The following is a 22,339-nucleotide window of genomic DNA, read 5'->3' on the forward strand; positions in this document are numbered from 1 at the left end:
GCCCGGGAGCGGTTCCGTCCCCCGTCCGGACCGGACCGGTGGGTGCTCCTCTCCCGGGTGCCGCCACGACACACGTCACCGGGCTTCGCGCTCCATCACGTCGTTCGCCCCTGCCCCCGGAAACGGGTCCCGAACATGACGTACATCACATCTTTCACAGAGGATCGCCAGATTCCCTCCAGGAACATCCGGCGCTCGGCGCGGCGCGGCCGGGAACGCGCCCCCGCTCCCCAGACTCGGCCGGGGAGACGGATCGGGTACGGGGGACGCATGCGCGCGCTGAGGCACTGGCTGGGGCTGGGAGCCTGCTGCATCGGCGCGGGGGTCTTCGCGCCGGTCCCCGTCCCGGTGCGGGAACCGGTCAACCCGGTCAGCGGGAACAACGGCTTCACCGTCATGGTGGAGCGGGACGCCACGCTGGCGAGCGGCGGGAACGAGGGCACACTGGCGATCGGCGGGGACCTCGTCCTGGCCGGTGACCACCGGGTCGCCCTCGCCACGGCCGGCTCCCACGTCGTCAGCGGCGACACCCGGCCGACGGCGCTGGTGGTGGGCGGCCGGGTGGCCTTCGGCCGGAGCGCCGCCACCGGCCGCGTCGCGGTCCTCTCCCGCGGCCACGCCAAGATCGGTTCTCTGGCGGGCTCCGTCGTCATGGACACCGACGACAGCGGGGTGCCGGCCCGCACGCGGGTGAACGCCACGGGAGACTACGAGGACCCCAGGCGGGTCGAGCTGAGCGTCCGGCAGCCCGCCGCCTCGGTGGGCCCGGCCACCGTCTTCGACTTCCGGCGGCTCTTCGGCACCTACCGGGAACGGGCGGCGGCGCTGGCGGAGTGCGGGAACAACGTCGTGCTGCGCGACGCGACCGGCCGGCCGTTCCCCGGCGGGACGGTCCCTCCGGGCTCCACCGTGCGGATCGGCCTGACCCGCGGCGTCACCAACGTCGTACGGACGACCGGCCGGGACCTGGCCGCCATCGCCCGTCTGGTCTTCGGCCGCGGGCCGACGGCGGCCTCGCCCCTGCTGGTCGTCGTGGACACCACCGCCGAGGGCGGCGTCCTCACCTGGGTCCCGCCCGTCGTCACCGGGATCGGCGGGAAACAGGCGCGCTTCGTCCTGTTCGACTTCCCGGACGCCGTCTCGATCACCATGCCCCCCGGGCGGGGCGGGACCGTCAAGGGGACGATCTACGCGCCGGACGCCACCCTGACCGACACGAACCCGGCCGGCATCGACGGCAACGTCATCGTCGGCTCCCTCGTCCAGGGCGGGCCGGGGAGCGACGGCGGGAGGATCCGCGATCTTCCGTTCGGCGCCGTCCTGGACTGCCCCGCCGCCGCTCGTGCCGACGCCCGTCCTCCATCGGGCGGAGCGGCCGTCAGGCTTCCATCGGGCGGAGCGGCCGTCAGGTGGAAGCGGTCCTCATACGCAGCCGGGCGGGTGCCCGGGGCGGCGGTTCGGGCAGCCGCAGCGGCCCCCGGCCGGGGGTGACGCTGCCGAGCACCCGCGGCCCCGAGGCGCCCGTGCACCCCGGGACGGTCCCGGGCAGGCCGTGGGCGGTCAGCCAGCCGAGGAAGGAGAAGGCGATCGCCTCCTTGGCGCCGGACGGCACGCCGAGCTCGTCGCTGAGCACGATCCGCGTCTCCCCGGCGCGCTCGCGCAGCATGGCCATCATGACCGGGTTGCGCGTCCCGCCGCCGGAGGCGACGACGGTGCCGAGCCGGTGCCGCCGGATCTCCGCGGCGGCGGTCTCGGCCGTCAGCGCGGTCAGTGTCGCCACCAGGTCGGGCAGGGCCAGGCCGTACGGCCCGGCGACGGCGTCGAGGTAGCCGGGGTGGAACAGCTCCTTGCCGGTGCTCTTGGGCGGCGCCGCCCGGTAGTACGGCTCGGCCAGCAGCTCGGTGAGCAGCCCCTCGTGCACCGTGCCGGCCGCGGCGAGCCGCCCGTCCTCGTCGTACGGCAGGCCCGTGGCCGCCGCGACGGCCGCGTCGATCAGCGCGGACGCCGGGCCGGTGTCGTAGGCGAGGCCGGGCTCCTGGACGGTCAGGTTGGCGATGCCGCCGAGGTTCAGGGCGCCGCTGCGGCCGGGCAGCCCGGCCAGCAGCGGCAGGTCGAAGGAGGAGACCAGCGGGGCGCCCTGCCCGCCCGCGCTCACGTCGCGCGAGCGCAGGTCGGAGACCACGGGGACGCCGGTCCGCTCGGCGATCCAGGCGGCCTGGCCGAGCTGGAGGGTGCCGCGCACCCGCCCGTCCTCGACCCAGTGGTAGAGCGTCTGGCCGTGCGAGCAGACGAGGTCGACCGGCCCGCAGCCGGCGGCGGCGTCGGCGAACGCCTGGCCGATCAGGGTGTCGAGGCGGCAGACCTCCCCCATGTCGGCCGGGCGGGGCGGCAGCGCGGCGACGATCCGGGCGCGCAGCGCGGCGTCGTAGGGCCGCTCGCCGACGTGCTCCACCACCCCGGTGAGCACGTCGCCGTCCAGCGACCAGTCCACCACCGCGCTGTCGATGCCGTCGTGAGATGTTCCCGAGATCAGACCGAGTACCCGCACACCTTCTCCTTGCAGGATTTTTTCACGACAATATAGTCACAGGAAGATTGGCTACAGATGGAGCTTCCGTGACGGCACTGGTCATCGGCGTTGACGGCGGCGGGACGAGCACGCGGTGCGTGGTGGCGACCGTCTCCGGGGAGGTCGCCGGGCGGGGATACGGCGGGGGTTCCAACATCCTGTCGTCCGCCGACCCGGGCGGCAGCCTGCGCGGGGCGCTGCTGGCCGCGCTCGCGGGGCTCGACCCCGGCGAGGTGACGGCCGGCGTGTTCGGCCTGGCGGGCGGGGACTCGGCGCGCGAGCGGACCGAGGCCGTCGCCACGGAGGCGTGGCGGGCGGCCGGCCTGGCCGGGCGGCCCTCGGTGGTCTCCGACACGCTCCCCGCCTTCGCCGGGGCGACCGCGGAGGCGTCCGGCGCGGTCCTGATCGCCGGGACCGGCGCGGTGGCCGCCCGGATCGACGACCGGCGCGTCACCGGCCGGGCCGACGGGTACGGCTGGCTGCTCGGCGACGAGGGCTCCGGAACGTGGATCGGGCGGCGCGCCGTACGGGCGGTGCTGGCCTCGGTCGACGGGCGGGCGGCGCCCACCGCGCTGCTGGGCTGCTTCGGCGACGCGGCGGAGCTGGCACCGTCGCGGTCGCCGGGGCGGACGGGACCGGGGCCGGCGGCACCGGGGCCGCTGGGATCGGCGGGATCGGCGCCGTCGGCGCAGGAGATCGTGCGGCTGGTCCACGCGGGGATCGCCGAGTCCGGCCCGGCGTGGCTCGCGCGGCTGGCGCCGGCCGTGGAGGCCGCAGCCCGGGACGGCGACGCCGCGGCCACGGCGATCCTGGATGAGGCCGCGCGGCGGCTGGCCGCCACCGTGGGAGCGCTGGGTCCCGTCTCGGGGCCGCTGGTACTGGCCGGCTCGCTGCTCACCGAACCCACGCTGCTCGCCGGGAAGGTACGCGCCGGGCTGGCCGGGACCGTGGTCACCGCCCGCGACAGCGCCGCCGGGGCCGCCGCCCTCGCGCTGCACGCGGCCGGCGCGGGCGCCGTCCCCGACCCGCTCGCCGCCCACCGCCACCTGATCGGCTGACCCCCCTCCGGCGGCCGGGCTCCGTGCCTCGCCGCCGTCCCGGGGCCGTCTCTCCGCGGTGCGGGCAGCCAGTAGGGTTCATCCGGTGACCAACGCTCCTCGTCTCTCACGCCCCTTCCGGTTGATCGTCTCGGGAGGAGGTACGGGCGGCCACACGTACCCGGCCCTGACCGCGATCCGCACGCTGCGGGACCGGCTCGCCGCGGGCGGCGGATCGCTGGACGTCCTGTGGATCGGCACCGAGGAAGGGCTGGAGGCGCGTGTCGCGCCGGCCGAGGGGATCGCGTTCACGACGGTCGCCACGGGCAAGATCCGCCGGTCGAGCAATCCGCTGAAGATGCTGTCTCCGGCGAACATCCGGGACATGGCGCGCGTGCCGCTCGGGGTGCTGCAGGCCAGGAGGGTGATCGCCGGTTTCCGGCCGGACGTCGTTCTGGCGACCGGGGGTTACGTCGCCGTCCCGGCGGGCCTGGCGGCCCGCATATGCCGCCGGCCGCTGGTGCTGCACGAGCAGACGGTGCGGCTGGGGCTGGCCAACCGCAGGCTCGCGCGCCGGGCGACGCGCATCGCCCTGTCGTCGGAGTCGTCGCTGCCGCTGCTGCCGGAGTCGGTGCGCGCCCTCGGGGTCGTCACGGGCAACCCGGTCCGCCCCGAGGTGCTGGCGGGACACGCGGACAAGGCGGTCGGGGCGCTGGGGCTGTGGGGCTTCGACCGGCGCCTGCCGACCGTGTACGTCACGGGCGGCGCCCAGGGCTCCCAGCAGATCAACGATGTGGTCCGTGACACGCTGCCGTGGCTGCTGCAGCGGGCGAACGTGGTCCACCAGTGCGGGCCCGCGCACGTCGACGCGCTGCGGCGGAGCGCGGCGGCCCTTCCGCCGGAGGCGGCCGCCCGATACCACCTGGCCGGGTTCGTCGGGCCGGAGCTGCCGGACGTGCTGGCCCTGGCCGACGTGGTGGTCTCCCGCAGCGGCGCCGGGACACTGGCCGAACTGACCGCGCTCGGCAAGCCCGCCGTGTTCGTCCCGCTCGCCACGTCGGCCGGGAACGAGCAGGCGCACAACGCCCGCCACCTGGAGAGCACCGGAGCCGCGGTGGCGCTGACCGGTGAGGTCACGGCGGCCGATCTGTGGCAGGCGGTGGAACCGCTCCTGGCCGACCCCGCCCGGCGGGCGGCGATGGCGCATCGGGCGAGGGCGCACGGAAGGCCGGACGCGGCGGACCGGCTGGTGGACGTGATCCTGTCCGCCGCGTCCGTCTGATCCTCGCGGGACGCCACGGCGGGCGCCGGACGGTGTGGAGCGCCGTGCCCGTTTCGATCGGCAGGGCACGGTCGCCGAACGCGTCGCCGCCGGGCGGTGCGGGGCTTCGTGCCCGCCCCGATCGGCAGGGCACGAGAGGGCGCGGTCGTCGAAGGCGTCGCCGCGGGGCCTCGCGGGAACCTCGGCGGGCCGGCGGCGGTATCGATGGCATGAAGCGAATCCTGCTCATCGCGGCGCTCCTCGCGCCCGTCCTGGCGTTGGCGGCCCCCGCCCGTGCGGGCGGCTGGGCCGTCACCTACCTGGACCCGGTCCCCGGGGACATCCGCCCGCAGACCCCCTACGTGCTCGGGTTCTGGCTGCTCCAGCACGGCACCCACCCCTACGACGGCGCGAACCTGGGCGAGGTCGGGCTGAGGTTCGTCCAGGGGAGGAAGAGCGTCGAGTTCCCCGGGGTGGCGCTGCGGGAGCCGGCCCACTACGCGGCGGCCGTGTCCCTGCCCCGGGGCACCTGGAGGGTGGAGGCCGTTCAGGGCTGGTTCTCCCCATACGAGATCGGCACCGTCACCGTGCCGGGGAGCTTGGAGATCAATCCGGTTCCCGCCGACCTCCGGCGGGCCATCGACGCCCAGGGTCCGCAGGAGGACCACTGGGGGGACATCCGCCCGCCGGGGATCCCGCCGTCCGGGATCGCCCCGCCGGCCCGTTCCACCGGCGGCCCCGCCACCCCGTCCGCCCCCGCCTCTCCCGCGGCGCCGCCCGGCCGGACGGCGGGGGCGTCCGGCGACGGTGACGCCGGCGACGCGGTGACCACCGCGTCCGTCGAGTCCGGCGAGTCCGGCGCGGAGGCCGGGTCCGGGTGGCCGATGCCGTACGGGGCGGCCGCCGCGGCGGGGCTGGTCATCCTCGGCGGCGCGGTGCTGGTCCGCCGCGGTCGGGCGCGGCGGCGCTGATCCTCCGTGCCCGGCCACGTCGACGGGCACGGAGGCGCCCTGCGGCGTCCCGTACGGGTTCCGCCGGGCCGGGGCGCGGGACGGAGCCCGCCACAGGAGCCGTCACCGCGTCCCGGCCGGCGCGCGGACCGTTACCCCGCGCCTGCGCGCCGGCCCGCGGTGCTCAGGTGCCCGCGGGCCGGCGCGCGGGGCTCAGTGCGCGCGGCGGACGTCGCTCGGCGCGCTCTGCCGGCTGACCCGGTCGACGGCCGTGACGTAGTAGTGGGAGTTCCCGCCGCCGTCGGAGTCCACCCAGCGCACCTGCTTGCCGGTGGCCGGGACGAGCGCGACCAGGTTGCCGGCGTCGTCGAAGTCCCCGGGCTGGGCCGGGCGGTCGAGCCGGAAGACCGCGTACTGGAACGGCGTCTCATGGCCCCTGGCCTGGATGCGCAGCTCGACGCCCCCGGATCCCCTCTTGGCCCAGACGAGCACCGGGCGCTCCGGGGCCCGGCCGTGCGCGAGCCTGGGCAGCAGCGGGGGAAGCGCCGGGCGGGTGTAGTGGGCGGCCACGGTCCGGGTGACCGAGCCGATCCGGTCGTCGCGGACGTCGGCGGAGTTGTACCAGATGTCGCCGCCCACCTCGGGGTGGCTGCGGTTCAGGGTCAGGTGGTTGGTGAGCTCGTCGGGGCGGAACCACTCGGCGGGCTGGCCGGCGGCGCCCGCCTTGTAGGCCGCCTGGCCGATCCACAGCTCGGTGCCGGTGCCCGCGGCCACGCCGGACCACCAGGGGACCAGCTTGGCGTAGTCGGCGTTCGACTGGCCGATGTACCAGTAGATCTGCGGGGCGATGTAGTCGAGCCAGCCCTTCTTGACCCAGCCGCGGGTGTCGGCGTGCAGGTTGTCGTAGGACTGGCTGCCGCCGGTGTCCGAGCCCAGCGGGTCGGTGGACTTGTTGCGCCAGATGCCCGAGGGGCTGATGCCCCAGGCGACCTCGGGCTTGGCGGCCAGCACGCGCTGCTGCATCTCCGAGACCAGCAGGTCGACGTTGTTGCGCCGCCAGGCGGCCAGGTCCGGGAAGCCCTGGCCGTACTTGGCGAAGGCGGCGGCGTCGTCGAAGGCGGTGGTGTTCACCGGGTAGAAGTAGTCGTCGAAGTGCAGGCCGTCGATGTCGTAGCGGGTGACCGCGTCCATCATGGCGTCCTGCACGAACGCGCGGACCTCCGGCAGGCCGGGGTTGTAGTAGATCTTGCCGCCGTAGGGGATGATCCAGTCGGGGTGCTTGCGGCCCGGGTGGTCGGGGTGCAGCTTGGCCGGGTCCGGCTGCATCGACACCCGGTAGGGGTTGAACCACGCGTGGAAGGTCAGGCCGCGCCGGTGGGTCTCCTCCACCAGGAAGGCCAGCGGGTCGTAGCCGGGGTCCTGCCCCTGGGTCCCGGTCAGGTACTCCGACCACGGCTCGTACGGCGAGGGCCAGAAGGCGTCGGCCGTCGGCCGGATCTGCACGAACACCGAGTTGAGCCTGCGAGCCTGGGCCAGGTCCAGCCAGGCGAGATACTCGGCCTTCTGCTGCTCGACGGTCAGCCCGGGCTTGGACGGCCAGTTGATGTTGACCACCGAGGCGATCCACATGCCGCGCATCTGGCGCAGCGGCGGGACGTATCCGCCGGCGGAGGGGGAGGCGGCGGAGGCGAAGGCGGGCAGCGGCGCGGCGCTCGCCGCGGCGGCGAGCGCGAGGCCGCGCAGGACGGTGCGTCGGGTGGGTGAGCTCATGCAGACTCCAAGGGGGTGTTCGCCCGTAACCCGCTTCGGCCGCGGATCGTGGCGGACGGGCCGCGGAACCGCACATCACGGGTCCGCTGCCGTCGCCGACGCCCTCGGCCGAACACGAGGTTGATCGCGGGTGTCTCGACGGCGAGAATGGCAGAAATCTACTTTTGAGGCAATGAAGATGAAAGAAAGTGTCATGGATGTGTAACCTGCCCAGGACGTCCGGTGAGTCCCGGTGAGAAGGTGACGATGAGCGACAACATGTCCGGCAGCACATCCTCCGGCGGTTCCGGCCGGTCCGGCGGGTCCTCCGGCGATGCCGGCCTGGCCCGGATGGCCATGACGGTGCTCCAGCCCGGCTTCGACGGCACCGAGCCGCCCGAGTGGCTGCGGCGGGCGCTCGGTGAGGGCCTCGGCGGCGCCGTGCTGTTCGCCCGCAACCTCACCGGCCCGGCGCAGACCGCGGAGCTGGTCGCCGCGCTGCGGCGGGAGAACCCGGACGTGATCGTCGCGGTCGACGAGGAGGGCGGCGCGGTCACCCGCCTGGAGGCGGCGGCCGGCAGCTCCTGGCCGGGCAACCTCGCGCTCGGCATCGCCGACGACGCCGGCCGTACCGAGCGGGTCGCCCGGGGCATCGGCCGCATGCTCGCCGCGGCCGGGATCACCCTGGACTACGCCCCCTCCGCCGACGTCAACGCCGATCCGCGCAACCCGGTGATCGGCATCCGCTCCTTCGGAAGCGACCCCGCGCTGGTCTCCCGGCACACCGCGGCCTGGGTCAGGGGCATGCAGGGCGCGGGGGTGGCCGCCTGCGCCAAGCACTTCCCCGGCCACGGCGACACCGTCACCGACTCCCACCTGGCGCTGCCCACCGTGCACGCCTCCCTCGACCTGCTGCGCGAGCGCGACCTGCCGCCGTTCCGGGCGGCCGTCGAGACCGGCGTCCGGGCCGTCATGTGCGGCCACCTGCTGGTGCCCGCCCTCGACCCCGACCACCCCGCCACGCTGAGCCGGTCGATCCTGACCGGGCTGCTCCGCGAGGAGCTGGGCTTCGACGGCATGCTGGTCACCGACGCGATCGAGATGGGCGCCGTGGCGGCCCTGCACCCGCCCGGCGAGCTCGCCGTCCGCGCGCTGGCCGCCGGGGTCGACGCGATCTGCGTCGGCACCTCCTCCCCCGGCGGGGAGAGCGTCCTCGCGTTGCGCGACGCGATCGTGGCGGCCGTGCGCCGCGGCGAACTGGCCGAGGAACGGCTGGCGGAGGCCGCGGCGCGCGTGCTGGACCTGGCGGCCTGGTACACCGCGAACGCCGCCGCCCGCGCCAAGGTGACCGGGGAGCGCGAGGAGGCCTCCGGCGAGCTCGGGACGGGCTCCGGGGAACTCGGGATGGAAGCCGCCCGCGCCGCCCTGCGGGTCACCGTACGGGACGCCCGCCTCGCGCCTGCGCTCCCGCTCACCCGCCCGCCGCTGGTCGTGGACATCGCCCCGCGGCTCAACCTCGCGGTGGCCCCCGGCACGCCCACCGGCATCTTCGGCGCCATGACCGAGCTGATGCCGGGCACCACCGGGCACACCGTCACCACCGACTCCCCCGGCCTGCCCGACCTCGGCGAAGGCGGTGAGGCGGGCCGGCCGCTCGTGCTGGTGGCGCACGACGCCCACCGCCAGCCGTGGGCGGCCGAGATCCTGGCCCGCGCCGTACGGCTGCGCCCCGACGCGATCGTGGTCGAGACCGGCGTGCCCGGCGAACCCGCCGGCGCCGTGCACATCGCGACCCACGGTATTTCTCGGGTTTCCGCCCGGATCGTCGCTCTCCACCTGACCTGCGGACAATAGGCTTGATCCCGGCAGGAGCGGCGAGCCGGGCGGCGACCTCCGGCCTGAGGACCGGGTCTCCACGCTGGAGGTAATTGATGAACGACCATGACGACCCCACACCGGGGAACCTGGTGGCCACGGTGCGGGCCGTCCTGCCGTCGCTGACGCCGGCCGCCCAGGCCATCGCCCGCCTCATCCTCGACGACCCGGGAATGGTGGCCCGCAGCACGATCACCGAGTTCAGCGCGGTCTCCGGGACGAGCGAGGCCACGATCGTGCGCACCGCCCGCGCCCTGGGCTTCGCCGGCTACTCCCAGCTCCGCTTCGCCCTGGCCGCCGCGGTGGCCAGGGAGGAGCCCGAGCGACTCGTCCCCGGCGACCTGGGGCCCGACGACCCGCTCACCGACGTGATCGCGAAGGTGGCCAGGGCCGAGTCGGAGGCACTGGCCGACACCTCGGCCCAGCTGAACCCCGACCGGCTGGGCGCGGTGATCGAGGCCGTCGCCGCGGCCCGCCGGGTGGACGTCTACGGCGTGGGCGCCTCCGGGCTCGTCGCGGTCGACATGGAGCAGAAGCTGATGCGCATCGGCCTGTCCGGCCACGCGTTCACCGACTCCCACCTCGCGCTGACCAGCTCGGCCCTGCTCCGGGCGCAGGACGTGGCGGTGGGGGTGAGCACCTCCGGGGAGACGCCGGACGTGCTGGCGCCGATGCGGGTGGCGCGCAAGGCGGGCGCGGCCACGGTCGCGATCACCAACAACCCGCGCTCGTCGCTGGCGGAGCTGGCCGACCACGTCCTGGTCTCGGCGGGCCGGGAGACCGCGTTCCGGCCCGGCGCGCTGGCCAGCCGGATCAGCCAGCTGCTGATCGTCGACTGCATCTTCGTCGGCATCGCCCAGCGCACCTTCGAGACCTCGGAGGCGGCGCTGCGGGCGACCCGGGACGTGGTGGACGAGTACGTCGCCGACACCCGCCGCCGCAACAGGTAGACCGGGGCGGCACCGGCCGGTCGCGTCCTCCAGGTACGGTGGGGCCGCCCGGGTCGGCCGCTCGCCGTACGGAGCCGCCGGCACACGGAACCCGAAGAACCTGGCAAGCCGGTAAAAGCACGGGTTCGCATCTCCGGGTGGGCCGGGTCCTGAGCCTCCGGACGGCGGGCGGGTCTAGCGGCTGAGCGCCGTGCCGGCCTGCCAGCAGTGCGTCCAGCGTCCCTCGCCCAGTTCCGTACGCCCCGGCACCTCGGTCGAGCACACCGGCAACGCCACCGGACAGCGCGGATGGAACCGGCAGCCGCCCGGCGGGTCGATCAGGCTGGGCGGCTCGCCGTGCCGCTCGCCCGCGGGCGGCGCCACCCGGTCGGGATCCGGCGCCGACTCCAGCAGCAGCCGCGTGTACGGGTGCCGCGGCGACTGCGTGAGCTCCTCGCTCGGCCCGCTCTCGATCAGCCGTCCCGCGTACATGACCGTGATGTCCTCGGCGAAGTAACGGGCGCTGGCGATGTCGTGCGTGATGTAGAGCAGCGCCAGCCCGTTCTCCCGCGCCAGCCCTTCCAGCAGCCGCAGCACGCCGAGCCTGATGGAGACGTCCAGCATCGACACGGGCTCGTCGGCGATCAGCGCGATGGGCCGCACCGCCAGCGCCCGCGCGATCGCCACCCGCTGCCGCTGACCGCCGGACAGCTCGTGCGGCATTTTGTCCATGAACTGCTCGACCGGGGTGAGGCTGACGCGTTCGAGCAGCTCGGCGACCTGCTCGCGCTCCTCGGCGTCGGAGCGGGCGTGCCCGTGCAGGCGCAGGGGCCTGGCCAGGTGGTAGCGGACCCGGTGGAAGGGGTTCAAGGAGGCGAAGGGGTCCTGAAAGATGAGCTGGACCTGGCGCCGGTACTCCTTGAAGGCGGCGCCGCGGTGGGCGCGTACCGGCTCGCCGCGCAGCAGCACCTCGCCGGACGTGACCGGATAGACCTGGGCCAGCAGCCGCGCGACCGTGCTCTTGCCGCAGCCGCTCTCCCCGACCAGCGCCGTCACCGAGCCGGCCCGCAGCGCGATCGAGACGTCCTCCACCGCCCGCACCGGCGGCCGCTTGCCGAAGCGGCCTCGGGGACCGCGGGCGGCGGTGAAGTGCTTGGTGAGGTTGCGCCCCTCCAGGATGCTCATGACACTCCCCTCCCGTCGTTGAGCAGGCACGCGACCTCACCGTCCGCCTCCGCCCTGAGCACGGGCAGGCTCTCGGAGCACTCCGCCACCGCCATCGCGCACCTGGGGTGGAAGGCGCAGCCCGGTGGCGGCGAGCGCAGGTCGGGCGGGACTCCGGGAATGCCGAGCAGCTCCTCGCGCGGCCCGCGCAGGCGGGGGAACGAGCGCAGCAGCCCCAGCGTGTACGGATGCCGCGGCGCCCGGTGCAGCGCCTTGGCCGTCCCGGTCTCCACGACCCGGCCCGCGTACATGATGGCGATCCTGTCGGAGATCTCCATGAGCAGGGACAGGTCGTGGGTGATGAAGACGACCGCGAAGCCGTACTCCTCCCGTAACGCCCTGATCTCCGCGAGGATGTCGCGCTGCACCACCACGTCGAGCGCGGTCGTCGGCTCGTCCATGATGATGATCTCGGGGTTGAGCGCGAGCGCGATGGCGATGGCGGCACGCTGGCGCATGCCCCCTGACAGCTCGTGCGGGTAGGAGCGGCGGCGGTCGGCGCTGATGCCGACGCGCTGCAGCAGCTCCACCGACCGCTCGGTGCGCTCGTTGCGGGACATGCGGGGCGCGTGGACGCGCAGCACGTCGTCGATCTGGGCGCCCACGGTGATGACCGGGTTGAGGGAGTTCATGGCGCTCTGGAAGACGACCGCCAGCTCCTTCCAGCGGAAGGCGCGCAGCTCGTTCCCGCCCAGGGCGAGCACGTCCACGGCCGAGCCGTCCTGGCGGCGATAGACGACCGACCCCGACGTGATCGAGGCGGGCGGGCGCAGCAGCCGGGCCACCGCGTTCGCCAGCGTGGACTTGCCGCTCCCGCTCTCGCCCGCCAGGCCCAGGATCTCGCCGCGGCGCAGGTCGAGCGAGACGCCGGACACCGCGTGCACGGCTCCGGAGCCGGACAGGTAGTCCACCCCGAGGCCGCGGATCTCCAGGACGTTCATGCGCGTGCCTTCCGGGGGGCCTTGATCGTGCGCAGCCGCGGGTTGGCGATCTCGTCGATGCCGAAGTTCACCAGGGCCAGGCCGGTGCCGATGAGCGCGATGCACAGGCCGGGCGGGATGAACCACCACCAGGCCCCGATGAGCAGCGCCTGCCCGTTCTGCGCGAAGTACAGCATGCTGCCCCAGCTCACCGTGGACAGGTCGGCCAGGCCCAGGAACGACAGCCCGGCCTCGGCCAGGATCGCCGCGACCACGGTGGCCAGGAAGCTGGTGGCGATGACGGGCAGAAGGACCGGCAGGATCTCGTAGAAGACGATCCGCAGCGGCCCTTCGCCGCTCGCCCTGGCGGCCTGGACGTAGTCGCGCCGGCGTACCGACAGGGTCTGGGCGCGCAGCACCCGCGCGCCCCAGGCCCAGCCGGTCACCGCGATCACCACGGCGACCGAGGCCACGCCGCGCTGCGGGAGATAGCCGGCCAGCACGATGATCAGCGGGAGGGCGGGCAGCACGAGGAAGATGTTGGTCAGCACCGACAGTGCCTCGTCCACGGCGCCGCCGACGTAGCCGCCGACCAGGCCGACCGCGACCGCCAGCACCGTGGCGATGAGCGCCGACAGCACGCCGACGCCGAGCGAGACGCGGGCGCCGTACACGATCTGGACGAGGATGTCCTGCCCGGTCTGCGTGGTGCCGAGCCAGTGCTCCGCCGACGGGCCCTGGAGCCCGTCCTCGCTGGTGGCGGCGGGATCGGTCCCGATGAGCAGCGGCCCGAGGACGGCCATCAGCGCGAAGAAGACCAGGATCCCGGCCCCGATCTTGATCTTCATTCCGTCTCCTGCCTGGTCCGGGGGTCGAGCACCACGTACGCCAGGTCGGCCAGGAAGTTGGCGACGAGCACGGCCAGCGAGATGACGAGGAAGATGCCCTGCATGAGCGGGAAGTCCTCGTTCTCCACGCCCTTGAGCAGCATCGAGCCGATGCCGGGGTAGGAGAAGACGATCTCCGTCAGCACCGAGCCGCCCACCACGAAGCCGAGCGAGAGCGCGAAGCTGGTGATGTTCGGCAGGATCGCGTTGCGGGCGGCGTAGGCCCACATGACCCGGCGCGAGGTCAGCCCCTTGGCCTCGGCCATCACCACGTAGTCCTCGCCGAGCGTGGTCACCATGACGTTGCGCATGCCGAGGATCCGGTCGGCCATGGAGGCCAGCACGATCGTGATCGCCGGCAGCGTCGCGTGGTAGAGCACGCTCCCCGCGAACTCACCGGTCAGCCCCGGCATCACGTCCAGCCCGTACGCCCGGCTGACCGGGAACCACTGCAACGTCACCCCGAAGACGAACACCAGCGCCAGCGCGACCCAGAAGTACGGCACCGCGTGCATGAACGTGGCCGCCGGCAGCACCCCGTCCAGCCAGGTGCCGCGCTTCCACGCCATGATCACGCCCAGGGAGGTGCCGATCAGGTAGCTGATCAGCGTGGCGACGCCGACGAGCCCGACCGTCCACGGCAGGCTGTCCGCGATCACCGTCGAGACCTCGGTGGGGAAGAACGTGATCGAGCGGCCCAGCTCGCCATGAGCGAGGTTGCCCAGATAGTCCAGGTACTGCCGCCACGGGCTGGCGTCACTGATGCCGAACGCCCTGCGCATCGCGTCGATGGCGGCCGGGTCGACGTTCCCCTTCATCCGGGCCACCAGCAGCTCCACCGGGTCCCCCGGCATGAGCCGGGGGATCAGGAAGTTCAGCGTGATGGCGGCCCAGGCCGTCAGGAGGTAGAAACCGAGCCGCCGGGCCAGGAACCTCAATTGCCGGCCGGCTTCAGGTGCAGCAGCACCACGGCCGCGTCGGGCGAGGTATAGGGCGACGGCATCGCGTACGGGTCCTGCTCGGAGGGCCAGCCCACGTACTTGTCGGTCCGGTACTGCGCCCACGACGGGCTGTAGAACAGCGGCAGCGTGGGCGCCTTCTCCATCATGATCCTGCTCAGGCCCTGGGTGGCCTTCTGCTGCTCGGTCTCGTCCTCGGTTGCGGCGTACGCGTCGATCAGCCTGTCGGTCTCGGTGTCCTTCCACCGCTCGTAGTTGCCGGTGGCGGCCTCGCCCACGGGCTTGGCCAGCCCGCCGAAGAGCATCGAGCGCATCTGGAAGTACGGGGTCGGCCCGGACGCGGTGGCCCTGATCGACAGGTCGTAGTCGCCCTTGCCGACCTTGGACACCCAGTCCTGGAACGCCACTCCCCTGGTCTCGACCGTGATCCCGATCTTGGCCAGGTCCTCGCGGATGAGCTGGGCGGCGTTCACCCAGTCGGTGAACGGCGACGGCACCAGCAGGGTGAACTTCAGCTGCGCCGGATCGACGTCCTTGAGCAGCTCCTTGGCCTTCTCGACGTCGACCTTGTAGGCGGCGTCGCGGTACTCGGGCGGCACGTACGCCTCCCCGCCCGGCATCGGTACGCCGGTCGGGTGCGCGACCTTGGTGTATCCCCGCTCGGCCACCCGGACGATCTTGTCCCGATCGATGGCGAGGCTCATGGCGGCGCGCACCTCGGGCTTGGCCAGCACGGGGTCGGTCAGGTTCGGCAGCAGCGTCACCACGCCCTCCGGCGGGAAGTAGAACTTGTTCTGCTCCGGCTTGCCCTGCACGTAGATCTTCTGGATGTCCGGCACGAACGCGCCCGCCCAGTCCACCTCACCCTGCCGCAGCGCCGTCTGGAGGGCGTTGGCCGTGTACGCCGGGAACCGCAGCACCGGCACCTCCGGCTTGCCCGGCTGCCAGTAGGACGGGTTCTTGACCAGCTCGTACAGCTGCGCCGAGAACTTCGACAGCGTGTACGGCCCCGTCCCGACCGGCTTGGGGTTGGTGAAGGTGGACGGGTCCTTCTCCTTCTCCCACACGTGCTTGGGCACGATGGGCGAGCTGCCGGCGATGTTGAAGAGCTTGGCGTACGAGGTGTTGCCGAAGTCGAGGCGCACCTTGTCGGGCGCGAGCGCCTCGGCTCCCTCGATCTCCAGCGCGTTCCTGTTGAGCTGCGGATGCTTCTTCAGCATTTGGAACGTGAAGGCCACGTCGTCGGCGGTGAACGGCTGCCCGTCGGACCACTTCACGCCCGGCCGCAGCGTGAACGTCACCGACCTGCCCTTGTTCGACCACTTGTGGTCAAGCGCCAGCCAGGGCGTGATCTCCCCCGGCTTGAGCTTGTTGAAGTACATGAGGGTCTCGTGGATCATCCCGCTGGTGCCGAAGTTCACGCCTTCGAGGTGGTACGGGTTGAAGTCCTCCTGGAACGTACCCGCGTCCACGGCGTGGATCACCAGCGGCGGCGCGTCCCCGCTCCCGGCGGAGCCACCGCCGCCGGCACCGCCACCGCCACCGGAACATCCCGCCAGCGCCAGCGCGGCCAGCACCGCCGCGATCCGGCTCGCCGGTCGGCTCATCGGCCGCCTCATGCGGAGGCCCCCTTCCCGAAGTACTTCGTGCGCAGCCGCCGCGAGCCCTTCGGGGCGGCGAAGGCCTGCGCGCGGCCGAACCCGGCCGGCGCGCCGCGCACGATCGTCAGCGCGCGGTAGTAGTCGACGTACGGGAAGCCGTAGGTCTCGCCCCTGGCGTAGGCGTAGCCGGTGATCGCCTGTGACCACAGTTCGTACGCCTCCTCGCTCAGCTCGACGAACACGTCGGGCGCGTAGCCCTCGGCGTCCTCCCAGTTGTCGGCGTAGTAGAGCTCGTTCGCCCAGTAGGCCGGATGCTCGCGCTCCAGGGTCTTCAGACCGCCGTAGAAGCGGGCGTCCTCGACGACCCGGTGGGTGCGGGCGTGGTCCTTGTGGATGGAGGCGCTCCAGTGCGTCAGGATCACGTCCGGCCGCAGCTCCCTGATGATGTCGCCGACGCGCATCTTGGTCTCGTCGTCCTCGGGCAGCAGGCCGTCCTCGTGGTCGAGGAACCTGACGCCGGCGCCGATCCGGTCCGCGAAGGTCTCGGCCTCCTCGCGCTTCTGCTTGGCGTAGTCGGCGACGGTCATGCGCGGGTGGCCGCGCTCGCCGAGGGTCAGGTGCAGGAGCGTCGCGCGGTCGCCGCGCAGCACGTGCTGGGCGAGCACGGCGCCCGCGGTCAGGTCCAGGTCGCCCGCGTGGGCCCCGATGGCGAGAACATGTGTCATGCGGACCGCCTCATCACGTGGAACCTTCTGGTGATCTCGTAGCCCGCCTTGGTGTAGAGGTGGCCGGCCGGGCTGGTCTCGCCGGTCCACAGGAACCAGGACGAATGCAGCCCTTCGGCGCGCATCCTGGTCATGGTGAGGTGGAGGAGGATCTTGCCGAGGCCGGTGCCGCGCAGGCCGGGGTCGACGCCGAAGGGGCCGAAGCGCTCGGGGATGCCGCGGTAGGCCGCGTACAGGGCGAAGCCAACTATGTGATCTTTTTTCGCGATAACGATGCGTTCGGGATCGCGGTGCCGCCGGACGGCTTCGCCCCAGTCGGGGTTGAAGGCGTCGGCCGCGAAACGGATCAGCTCAGGCAGCTCGCCGACGGCGGGGCTGCGGAAGACGTACCCCTCGCGCTCGCGCTCGCCGATCAGCTCGTGCACCTCGGACGGGGCTTGGTAGCCGACGAGAGTGCGGTCCATGGCGACCGGCGAGTAGAGCGTCTGGAAGCCGAGCTCGCCCAGCAGCCGGTATCCGCCGGGATAGAGTTCGGCGTCCGCGCCCGGCAGCACGTAGTTGGGGGTGTACGACGAGAAGTCCACCTTCGTGCGGCCGAGGCCCTCCAGGAACGCCACCGCCTCGCCCACCAGCCGCCGGCCCAGGCCGCCGCCGCGGCGCTCGGGGACGACGAAGAAAAACGGGATCCAGCCGACGTCCGGCTCCAGGTCGGTGCCGGGCGCCAGGGGGATCAGGCGGCGGACGGCGTACGCGCAGCCCACCACGTCGTCCCCGTCCACGGCCACGCGCAGGCCCTCGGGGTCGAAGTTGGGGTCGAGCAGCACGCAGTCCCTGAACCAGGCGGACGTCGTCGGGTCGGCGGACATGCTGCGGTTCCAGGCGTTGACCAGCGAGGTCTCATCGCCGGACCGGAAAGGGCGGACTGTGACCATGGGGAGCGGTCCTTTCACCTTTCGGCACTTCTCTCACAGCTTTCCCACCGTCAACCGGTCAGGTCAAGGAGATTTCGGAAGAAATTTTCCAATGAACCGGACACCTTGAAAATTGTTTTCTCCTGCGGTATCCATGGATGGTCGCCCCTGCCCGAGGTGTGCCCGAGGTGGTCCTTCCCGTCCTGGCGGAGGCGTTCGAGGACCGCTCGGTGCGTGCTCGTACGCCCTGTCACTCGACGTCAGTACCTGGCGCCGCCAGACCCGCGAAGTGCGTGGAGGCGGCACGAACCATCGACGAACGACACGGCGCGGCACCAAGACGCCGCCTCATGCAGAGCGGTACGCGGATCTTCCACCGGGCACCGCCGACGCCTTCGTCGTGGCCGTCGCCGAGAAGTTCCGCGCGGTCGGCATCGCGACGCTGGACCGCCGGCACTTCGGCGCCGTCCGGCCCGGCCACGTGCCAGCCCTCATTCTGCTGCCATGGCTGCCCGATCCAACGCGGAGCGGTCGTCCGTCCCACCGTTCAGCGCCACCGCCGAATCCGTAACGAGACGATAACGACTCCACTTTTTACGCCCCCCACGATGACCCTGCTGGAAATTAAGACATTTATCTAAATTTCCGTCTTTTGTATCCTCAGGAAAACCATCCTGTTTTCCAGCGGCGTGTACTCCGGTCGACTCGTCGTCCGGCGGTGCGGGCCGCAAAGACAATCGTTCGACTCGGAGCGCCGGGAACCGCCGTGGCCCGCACGTCCCGGTGGGGGACGTGCGGGCCGGATGGACCGGGCCGCCGGGGCGGGACGTGCGGGCCACGGCGGGGTTCAGGCCGTCGTCAGTACTCGACCTTGACGCTGGCTCCGGTGAAGGACTGCGCCGCGTGAAGGCTGATGTAGACGTAGCCGGCCGGTGGGTTGGTGATGGTCAGGGTCTCGGCGTTGCCCGGGTTGGCCGACCGGGCGGTGTAGGTCGTGGTGGTGGCCCAGGAGGCGGGGCTGTAGTAGAGGTCGGCGTTCCCGGTGCCCCCGGAGACGGTGATGGTCAGCTTCGGGGTGCCCGCGGGGACGCTGAGGTAGAAGTAGGCGTAGTTCCCCGAGGCCGCCGACACGTTGCCGCGCTGGCAGTTCCTGCCCAGCTCGTCGGTCCGGGGGGCGGTGCACTCGGGGGTGCCGGTTCCGCCGGTGGACACCGTGACCTGCTGCGTGCTCGTCCCGGTGGCGCCCTTGTCGTCGGTGACGGTGAGCTTCACCGGGTAGGTGCCGGAGGCGGCGTAGGTGTGCGAGGGGTTGGCCGCGGTCGACGTCGCCCCGTCACCGAACTCCCAGCGGCGGGAGGCGATCGTCCCGTCGGGGTCGGACGAGGTGTCGGCGAAGGTCACGGCGAGGCCGGTGGCGGTGGCGGTGAAGCTCGCGCTCGGCGTCTGGTTGCCGCTCCCGCCGCCCGCGCAGGCGCCGGAGGCGCAGGCCGCCAGCCACGTCTGCCAGTCGCTGTCGTAGCGGCTGCCGATGGTGCCGGTCAGGAAGGTGCGGGCGGCGTTCCAGTTGCCGGTGCGGTAGTGGCCGAGGACGGTGGCGACGTCGGCGGGGTGCTTTTCGAACATGTACCGCGCGGCGAGGTAGCCCCAGCGGTAGATGCGGGTGGTGTCGTGGGAGTAGGTGGTGTTCCACAGCGTGCTGAGCGCGTAGGTGCGCTTGGCCGCCTCGGTGATCGCGGCGTCGTAGACGACCCCGCGGTAGGAGTAGGAGACGTACTCGGCGAAGCCCTCGATCCACCAGATGGTCGGCGTGGTGACGCCGGCGTTGAAGTCGCCGTACATGTCGAACCGGCCGTCGAGGTAGTGGGTGTACTCGTGGTTGAGGTTCCAGATCTCGAAGGCCGGCCGTACCCATTCGGCCTCGTAGGCGATGAACCTCGGCTGGTTGCCGGAGGCGGACGGGTCGCCCTCCAGGTACATGCCGCCGTTGTCGGTGTCGATGCCGAACATCGCGCCGGCGTAGGTCTGGTAGTCGGTGCTGGAGTCGAAGACGCAGACCTCGATGGTGGTGTTGTTGTCGCCGGAGACCGGGCGGCCGCCGTCCTTGACGAGGTTGTGGAAGTAGGCGTCCTGGCTGGTGAGGCTGCGGCAGCTGTCGGCGAGCTGGGCCGGCGTCATGTCCTGGGCGCGGATCTTGATGCTGGGGCTGCAGGTGTGGTTGACGGTCAGGACGTTGGCGGCCAGGGTCTGCTGCAGGTTGCAGGTGCCGTAGGAGGAGCAGTTGGCCTTGTCGTAGGCGTCGGTCATCTCGGCCACGCCGACCCAGAGCGGGGCGGTGGGCCCGGTGATCCGGCTGCGGGAGAGCAGGTCCTTGGCCATCGGCCGGACCTTGGCCTGCAGGGCGGTGTGCTGCAGGAAGCGGCCGAGCTCACGGCCGGCGTTGGAGGTCAGGTAGCCGCGGCCGGTGCCGAGCAGCGACAGGTTCTTCGTCGCGAAGGCGCCGAGGGTGTCGATGACGCTCGGATCGGCCTGGACCGCGGTGACGAACGCCGGGACCTGGTGGCCGCGGAAGAGCACCGTGTAGACGTTGTTGACCGCGTTGAGCATCCACCAGTGGGCGTCGTAGGAGCTGTCGTAGCCGTTGAGCAGGCGCTTGACGACTCCGAGGTAGCGGTCGTTCTGCTGGGCGCTGTCGATCAGGGTGACCGCCTCGGAGAGCACCTCGCCGTTGGCGTCGCTGACCGTGAAGGCCCTGGAGCTGCCGAAGAAGCCGTCGAGGCCGGCGCGGATCGCGGTCTGCAGGGTGGGCCCGTAGGTGCCCACGGTGGCGGAGTCGTACCACTGCACGTAGTAGCCGGCCCGCAGGTACAGCACGAGCTGGGCGGTGCCGGTGCTGTTGTCGCCGGGGTAGCTGACGGCGTTGTCGCGCAACGCGTAGGCGACGCCGGCCATCTGCGACTCGCGGAAGGCGGAGTAGGCGTCACCGCCGGTCAGGTTGAACAGCGTGTTGACGCAGTCGGTGGTCGAGGACTTGATCTGCTGGACGAGGGCGCTGCCGGACTTTCCGGTGAAGTCGCTCACGTTGCACGCCGCCGTGGCGGCCGTCGTCTTCGCCGACTTCGCCGAGGGGCGGGGATGCTCCGACGTGCGGGCGGGCGTGTCGACGGTGCGCCGCAGCGCGTCGTCCGACGCCGGCAGCGGGGGGCGTGCCTCGACCTTCAACGGGGACGCCTGCGCGTGCCGGGCGTCGTCGGCCGCGTCCACGCCGACGGGCGGGGGCTTGTCGGCGGTGCGGGCGGTCGCGGGGGCGGCCACGGGAGCGGGGACGGCGGCCGCCGCGGGGGACGCCGCCAGCGGCTGGAGGACGATTCCCAGGGCGAACACGGGTGTGAGGAGCGACCGCAGACGCTTCCCGAGTTCACCGAGGGGCGGTTTGATCGACAACTGAACCTCCGGGGGGGTGTTCACGACGGCGCGCGAGATCGGTCCGGTCAGCCGGGTCAGGGGGGTGGGGGCCGGCGGCCCACGGGGTCAGGGGGGTCGCCGGCCTTCGGGGTCTCCGCCCCCGAAGGGACCGGGGAGCACGTCTTCCGCGACCTCACGGCCGGGCGCGGGCCGTCGCCGTGGGGCGGCGCGGGCTCCCCCGCTATGGGTTTCGCGACCCGGCGCCTTTGCCGGTTCGCGCGCTTACGTCGCAGTTTGCTCGGGAAGTTCATGCGATGGTCATCAGCCGTCACATAATTCTTGGCTATGGAGCTCGACATCAGGCATCTCCGTACGATCTGTGCGATAGCGGAGATGGGGAGCGTCACCCGCGCCGCCGCCCGGCTGGGCCTGTCCCAGCCGGCCATGACCAACCAGCTGCGCCGGGTCGAGGAGATCGTCGGCGGGGCGCTGTTCGTGCGCAGCCACTCCGGCGTGCAGCCGACTCCGCTGGGACGGCAGGTCATCGCCCGCGCCCGCATCGTCCTGACGGAGGTGGACGCGCTCTTCGGTGACCTGCGCGTCCCCACCGCGGTGGAGACCCTCCGGCTGGGCTGCGTGCACCTGTCCTGCGTGGGGAGCATCGTCGACCGGGTCGGTGAGAGGCTGCGCGGGCACGAGATCTCGCTGCGCATCGAGCCCTCGGCGACGCTGCTGGCCACGGCGCTCGCGCAGGGACAGCTCGACGTGGCCCTGCTGGGCGTCGTCGAGGGGTTCGACATCACGCTGACGGCGCCGGTCGCCAGCCGTACCCTCGTCCCCCGGTATCCGATATTCGTCGCCCTGTCGGAGGGTCACCGGCTGGCCGAACGGGAGGAGGTCCTGCTCTCCGACCTGCGGGACGAGCACTGGATCAGCCCGCCGGGCGCCGACGACGGCTCGCTCGCAGCGCTGCGCGCCGCCTGCCGCGCGGCCGGGTTCGAGCCCGACGTGCGCTACGACGCCCCGAGCGGCGCGGGCCGGCCGCTGGTGGCGGCGGGCCTGGGGGTCCGCCTGGTCGATCCCACCTGGCCCGCCGCGCCCGGTACGGTCGTCCGCCCGCTCGCCGGCCAGCCGCAGACCGCCAAGCTGACCGTGGCCTGGCGCCGGGACCGGCTGGGCACCGAGCAGGCGGCGGAGCTCTACCGCGGCCTCGCCGCCGCGTACACCGACCACCTGGACGACAATCCGTTATTCCGGCGCTGGTGGGACGCCCATCCCGAGGTGCATCCGCTCATCTGACGACCGGATCGGGGCCGCCGGGCCGGGCCCCGGAAATCCGT

At 72.6% G+C, this 22,339-nt stretch carries 17 protein-coding genes; 7 read left to right on the forward strand and 10 right to left on the reverse strand.

Features of this window, described 5'->3' with window-relative positions; genetic code table 11:
* Nucleotides 1-270 precede the first annotated feature (270 nt).
* On the forward strand, nt 271-1,491 hold the full coding sequence (locus tag ACQP10_RS22825) for a collagen-binding domain-containing protein (protein WP_433539680.1): 1,221 nt from the start codon (nt 271-273) through the stop codon (nt 1,489-1,491).
* On the opposite strand, the gene ACQP10_RS22830 is transcribed toward ACQP10_RS22825, so the two are convergent.
* A complete protein-coding gene (locus ACQP10_RS22830) occupies nt 1,406-2,548 on the reverse strand; it encodes an anhydro-N-acetylmuramic acid kinase (protein ID WP_433539681.1) in 1,143 nt (380 codons plus the stop codon). The two genes, ACQP10_RS22825 and ACQP10_RS22830, sit on opposite strands and share 86 nt — an antisense overlap.
* Nucleotides 2,549-2,616: 68 nt before the next feature.
* On the opposite strand from ACQP10_RS22830, the gene ACQP10_RS22835 reads away from it, so the two are divergent.
* The 3 genes from ACQP10_RS22835 to ACQP10_RS22845 all read left to right on the forward strand — a co-directional run bounded on the left by ACQP10_RS22835 (nt 2,617) and on the right by ACQP10_RS22845 (nt 5,838).
* Nucleotides 2,617-3,627, forward strand: coding sequence for an N-acetylglucosamine kinase (locus ACQP10_RS22835; protein WP_433539682.1), 1,011 nt, complete (start codon nt 2,617-2,619; stop codon nt 3,625-3,627).
* A gap of 85 nt (nt 3,628-3,712) precedes the next feature.
* Entirely contained in the window at nt 3,713-4,888 is a 1,176-nt protein-coding gene (locus ACQP10_RS22840; RefSeq protein ID WP_399501394.1) for a UDP-N-acetylglucosamine--N-acetylmuramyl-(pentapeptide) pyrophosphoryl-undecaprenol N-acetylglucosamine transferase, read from the forward strand.
* Nucleotides 4,889-5,097: 209 nt separating this feature from the next.
* Nucleotides 5,098-5,838: a hypothetical protein gene (locus ACQP10_RS22845; RefSeq protein ID WP_399501393.1), complete on the forward strand. Its 741-nt coding sequence runs from the start codon at nt 5,098-5,100 to the stop codon at nt 5,836-5,838.
* 192 nt (nt 5,839-6,030) lie between these two features.
* Here ACQP10_RS22845 and ACQP10_RS22850 read toward each other — a convergent pair whose 3' ends face one another.
* On the reverse strand, nt 6,031-7,587 hold the full coding sequence (locus ACQP10_RS22850; protein ID WP_389999063.1) for a glycoside hydrolase family 10 protein: 1,557 nt from the start codon (nt 7,585-7,587) through the stop codon (nt 6,031-6,033).
* A gap of 246 nt (nt 7,588-7,833) precedes the next feature.
* Here ACQP10_RS22850 and ACQP10_RS22855 point away from each other — a divergent pair, with 246 nt between their 5' ends.
* Both ACQP10_RS22855 and ACQP10_RS22860 read left to right on the forward strand, forming a co-directional pair.
* Complete coding sequence (locus tag ACQP10_RS22855) at nt 7,834-9,420, forward strand: glycoside hydrolase family 3 protein (protein ID WP_389999066.1); 1,587 nt, start codon at nt 7,834-7,836, stop codon at nt 9,418-9,420.
* 77 nt (nt 9,421-9,497) lie between these two features.
* Nucleotides 9,498-10,391, forward strand: coding sequence for a MurR/RpiR family transcriptional regulator (locus ACQP10_RS22860; protein WP_346022392.1), 894 nt, complete (start codon nt 9,498-9,500; stop codon nt 10,389-10,391).
* 174 nt (nt 10,392-10,565) lie between these two features.
* Here ACQP10_RS22860 and ACQP10_RS22865 read toward each other — a convergent pair whose 3' ends face one another.
* From ACQP10_RS22865 to ACQP10_RS22900, 8 genes are all read right to left on the reverse strand, one after another.
* Nucleotides 10,566-11,555: an ABC transporter ATP-binding protein gene (locus ACQP10_RS22865; protein ID WP_399501392.1), complete on the reverse strand. Its 990-nt coding sequence runs from the start codon at nt 11,553-11,555 to the stop codon at nt 10,566-10,568.
* On the reverse strand, nt 11,552-12,535 hold the full coding sequence (locus ACQP10_RS22870) for an ABC transporter ATP-binding protein (protein WP_346022394.1): 984 nt from the start codon (nt 12,533-12,535) through the stop codon (nt 11,552-11,554). Before ACQP10_RS22870 ends, ACQP10_RS22865 begins: the two co-directional genes overlap by 4 nt.
* Nucleotides 12,532-13,362, reverse strand: coding sequence for an ABC transporter permease (locus tag ACQP10_RS22875; RefSeq protein ID WP_399501390.1), 831 nt, complete (start codon nt 13,360-13,362; stop codon nt 12,532-12,534). Before ACQP10_RS22875 ends, ACQP10_RS22870 begins: the two co-directional genes overlap by 4 nt.
* Nucleotides 13,359-14,339, reverse strand: coding sequence for an ABC transporter permease (locus tag ACQP10_RS22880; protein ID WP_346022396.1), 981 nt, complete (start codon nt 14,337-14,339; stop codon nt 13,359-13,361). Before ACQP10_RS22880 ends, ACQP10_RS22875 begins: the two co-directional genes overlap by 4 nt.
* On the reverse strand, nt 14,336-15,967 hold the full coding sequence (locus tag ACQP10_RS22885; RefSeq protein ID WP_433539683.1) for an ABC transporter substrate-binding protein: 1,632 nt from the start codon (nt 15,965-15,967) through the stop codon (nt 14,336-14,338). The genes ACQP10_RS22880 and ACQP10_RS22885 overlap by 4 nt, the downstream gene beginning before the upstream one ends.
* Before the next feature lie 8 nt (nt 15,968-15,975).
* Nucleotides 15,976-16,686, reverse strand: coding sequence for a PIG-L deacetylase family protein (locus tag ACQP10_RS22890; protein WP_433539684.1), 711 nt, complete (start codon nt 16,684-16,686; stop codon nt 15,976-15,978).
* Nucleotides 16,683-17,618: a GNAT family N-acetyltransferase gene (locus ACQP10_RS22895; RefSeq protein ID WP_346022399.1), complete on the reverse strand. Its 936-nt coding sequence runs from the start codon at nt 17,616-17,618 to the stop codon at nt 16,683-16,685. Before ACQP10_RS22895 ends, ACQP10_RS22890 begins: the two co-directional genes overlap by 4 nt.
* A gap of 837 nt (nt 17,619-18,455) precedes the next feature.
* Nucleotides 18,456-20,978, reverse strand: a complete 2,523-nt coding sequence (locus tag ACQP10_RS22900) for a collagenase (RefSeq protein WP_433539685.1) — start codon at nt 20,976-20,978, stop codon at nt 18,456-18,458.
* Nucleotides 20,979-21,344: 366 nt separating this feature from the next.
* Here ACQP10_RS22900 and ACQP10_RS22905 point away from each other — a divergent pair, with 366 nt between their 5' ends.
* Entirely contained in the window at nt 21,345-22,298 is a 954-nt protein-coding gene (locus tag ACQP10_RS22905; RefSeq protein ID WP_346022401.1) for a LysR family transcriptional regulator, read from the forward strand.
* The last annotated feature ends 41 nt before the right edge of the window (nt 22,299-22,339 follow it).

Origin of the sequence: Streptosporangium sandarakinum (assembly GCF_050942225.1) — a bacterium.
GTDB lineage: Bacteria > Actinomycetota > Actinomycetes > Streptosporangiales > Streptosporangiaceae > Streptosporangium > Streptosporangium nondiastaticum.

Bases quoted from the DNA above. Each gene is read 5' to 3' on its own strand.
- ACQP10_RS22885 (WP_433539683.1), bottom strand. From the start codon at position 15,967: ATGAGCCGACCGGCGAGCCGGATCGCGGCGGTGCTGGCCGCGCTGGCG.
- ACQP10_RS22870 (WP_346022394.1), bottom strand. From the start codon at position 12,535: ATGAACGTCCTGGAGATCCGCGGCCTCGGGGTGGACTACCTGTCCGGC.
- ACQP10_RS22850 (WP_389999063.1), bottom strand. From the start codon at position 7,587: ATGAGCTCACCCACCCGACGCACCGTCCTGCGCGGCCTCGCGCTCGCC.
- ACQP10_RS22905 (WP_346022401.1), top strand. From the start codon at position 21,345: ATGGAGCTCGACATCAGGCATCTCCGTACGATCTGTGCGATAGCGGAG.
- ACQP10_RS22865 (WP_399501392.1), bottom strand. From the start codon at position 11,555: ATGAGCATCCTGGAGGGGCGCAACCTCACCAAGCACTTCACCGCCGCC.
- ACQP10_RS22895 (WP_346022399.1), bottom strand. From the start codon at position 17,618: ATGGTCACAGTCCGCCCTTTCCGGTCCGGCGATGAGACCTCGCTGGTC.
- ACQP10_RS22845 (WP_399501393.1), top strand. From the start codon at position 5,098: ATGAAGCGAATCCTGCTCATCGCGGCGCTCCTCGCGCCCGTCCTGGCG.
- ACQP10_RS22875 (WP_399501390.1), bottom strand. From the start codon at position 13,362: ATGAAGATCAAGATCGGGGCCGGGATCCTGGTCTTCTTCGCGCTGATG.
- ACQP10_RS22860 (WP_346022392.1), top strand. From the start codon at position 9,498: ATGAACGACCATGACGACCCCACACCGGGGAACCTGGTGGCCACGGTG.
- ACQP10_RS22855 (WP_389999066.1), top strand. From the start codon at position 7,834: ATGAGCGACAACATGTCCGGCAGCACATCCTCCGGCGGTTCCGGCCGG.
- ACQP10_RS22825 (WP_433539680.1), top strand. From the start codon at position 271: ATGCGCGCGCTGAGGCACTGGCTGGGGCTGGGAGCCTGCTGCATCGGC.
- ACQP10_RS22890 (WP_433539684.1), bottom strand. From the start codon at position 16,686: ATGACACATGTTCTCGCCATCGGGGCCCACGCGGGCGACCTGGACCTG.